The organism is Succinimonas sp., assembly GCF_045225735.1.
Lineage (GTDB): Bacteria > Pseudomonadota > Gammaproteobacteria > Enterobacterales > Succinivibrionaceae > Succinimonas.
Genome location: NZ_JBGVBR010000055.1, coordinates 1 through 2,354 on the forward strand (window position 1 = coordinate 1; position 2,354 = coordinate 2,354).

A 2,354-nucleotide genomic window follows, 5' to 3' on the forward strand; every position below is an offset into this window, starting at 1 on the left:
CATTCCTGGACTTCTATGCGGAGGACGTTATTAAGAGCGATGCTGCCGCTAACCTCCTGCGAAAGGCTTCTTTGCAGATTTCGCAGCAGAAGTGTTCGGATATGCAGGCGGCCTGGATTCTGGGCTATGCATTTTCAGAGAAAAGAAATATCAGGATAGGGGATCAGTCCTTCAGCGATCCCGCAGAGCTTCTGGGGTACCTTAAAAAGCTGGAAAGCGAACAGGGCTTTTCCGGTTACATCAAGTATATTGAAGAGCACCGCGCAGATCTGGAATTCTTTGCCGCCGCTATTCCGGAAGCAAAGTCCCGGGAGGCTTTAAAGCAGGTTTTGGGGGATCTTGACAGGGCCGTCTTCGGGCAGGGCGAGCTTCAGTTCAAAAACGCCAAGGCCTTTGATGACTACGTGGGTAAGCTTCTTCGGGAAAAGCAGACCTACCGTCTCCGCCGGATCCTTAACACCTACGACGCCGCTCTTAAGGAGGTATCAGAAAAGGTCTGGTATTCCAGTTCCTACGATAATCTCAAAAGGACGGTTTCCGGGTTTGTGAGGTTTGAGGAGCATCTCTTTCCCGCTGTTCAGGATCTTAAGGAATATTTTGAGAGACTATCAGAGGAGAACCGTGATACCCCGGAGTTTTCACAAACTTTGTCAGTTCTCATAACAGCGCTTTAACCGATCTCGAAAAGATCTCCGCGCTCTCGCAGGTTATCGGGAGGTTCCGGTCTTATGCTGGCTCCGACTCCGGCGAACAGGCCGACATTACTGTAAAGGGCGTCACCTATCCCGCGGTTAAGCCCATGCAAGTCAAAGCAGGGGAGTACGTTAAGTTTGGCAGTTACCCCCAGAACAACGGCAGTGCCAGGGAGCCCATTGAATGGCTGGTTTTGGAGGTTAACGGCGATGAGGCCTTCCTGGTGAGCCGTTACGGTCTTGAATGCAAACAGTATCACAGCGGGGGAAGTATCACCTGGGAAGACTGCGATCTCAGGAGGTGGCTTAACAATGATTTTCTGAAGGAGGCCTTCTCTCCGGAGGAACAGAGCAGAATCAAGCTCTCTGATGTGGTGAATGACAATAACCGGCAATATGGCACCAGCGGCGGAAGGTATACCTTGGATCGGGTTTTCTGCCTGAGCCTTGCGGAGGCGGAACAGTATTTCCTTGATGAAAGCGAAAGCCAGTGCCGGCCTGCGTCTTATGCCCGTAACCAGGGAGCATGGGCAGATGATGGCACCGGCTGCTGTTATTGGTGGCTGCGGTCGCCGGGCAGCAGTCAGGGCCACGCAGCGTACGTGGATACGGACGGCGCGGTTTACCCGTTCGGTGACTTCGTCAACATTGATTACCACGCTGTGCGGCCTGCTTTAAGGCTAATCTGGAATCTGTAATCTTCTGATCCGGGAATCAGCCGCTGCGGCGTAATCACCTTATTCAGCTATGAATGGGCCGGACATTATGTTCGGCCTCCGGGAGTTTTTCATGATCGCTTTTTCCTTTGGCAATGAATGCTTTAACACTCCGAATTCGGAAGAAATGATTTACCTCGTGATGGCCCCGAAAGCCCTTTACGCCTACCGGGATGATTTTGTGTCCCGGGCTCTGGAGTTTCTGGATTCCGATGATGAACTAAGGTGCTTCTGGACAGAGGAGTTCCGGGATCGTGTTTATACCCCGGTTTCCGATAAAGATCTCGAGTGGTTGAAATCCCGGCTGGAGAAAATGAACCAGAAGATAACCATCGTGTATGAACCCGTGCTCAGCGCTGTGCACCTGATTCCTCCGGAATGGGATGACATGACCGTGGTGCTGGAAACCGCCGCGGAATACATCCTTTTCTCCTGGGGCACTTCTGTCTGATGAACCTGACGGAGCTGTCGCATTCTGATCAGGTTTACCTCTGCTTCCGCCTTCACCTTCTGCAAACCTCCTGTTTCAGACGGGGAGCTAAGCCTTGCCATGTCTCCGCTGATTGATTTCCCGGGTATTTTCAGGAAAAGCGCTGTCGCTGTTACCGGGGCGGGCAGAGTTCCTTCGGAGGGAAGGCAAAAACGGCTTAAATACCGGATTGCCTAGCGGCATGATAAACACCATGAGACAAATACTGTCAGGAACTGTCTCAAAATAATATGTAACTCTTGGGATAGAAACATAACTCTCATTATGATACACTTTCGTGTAAGAACACGGAGAATTGCATATGGCAGAGGCAGATGTCAGGTTAACTCAAATCCTGCATGATGCAGGCGAGTTATCCCAGAAGATTTTCAATGAAAAGCAACAGCGTTTATTGAGCGGGTGCATATCAAAGGCTTATGGATACGGTGGCGATAAGATTGTTGCATCAGCCTTTGG

General features: G+C 51.0%; 2 protein-coding genes and 1 pseudogene. All 3 read left to right on the top strand.

Annotated features, from left to right (window positions below; genetic code table 11):
- Nucleotides 1-674 (top strand): annotated as a pseudogene (locus ACJROR_RS01920) (serine/threonine protein kinase); the annotation flags it as partial.
- 125 nt (nucleotides 675-799) lie between these two features.
- Nucleotides 800-1,390, top strand: a complete 591-nt coding sequence (locus ACJROR_RS01925; protein WP_406545625.1) for a DUF6273 domain-containing protein — start codon at nucleotides 800-802, stop codon at nucleotides 1,388-1,390.
- 91 nt (nucleotides 1,391-1,481) lie between these two features.
- Nucleotides 1,482-1,859 carry a hypothetical protein gene (locus tag ACJROR_RS01930; protein WP_406545626.1) on the top strand — a complete coding sequence of 126 codons (378 nt, stop codon included), beginning with the start codon at nucleotides 1,482-1,484 and terminating at the stop codon, nucleotides 1,857-1,859.
- Nucleotides 1,860-2,354 lie beyond the last annotated feature (495 nt).

Excerpts from the sequence above, each read along its gene's own strand:
- ACJROR_RS01925 (WP_406545625.1), top strand. The coding sequence starts at position 800 with ATGCAAGTCAAAGCAGGGGAGTACGTTAAGTTTGGCAGTTACCCCCAG.
- ACJROR_RS01930 (WP_406545626.1), top strand. The coding sequence starts at position 1,482 with ATGATCGCTTTTTCCTTTGGCAATGAATGCTTTAACACTCCGAATTCG.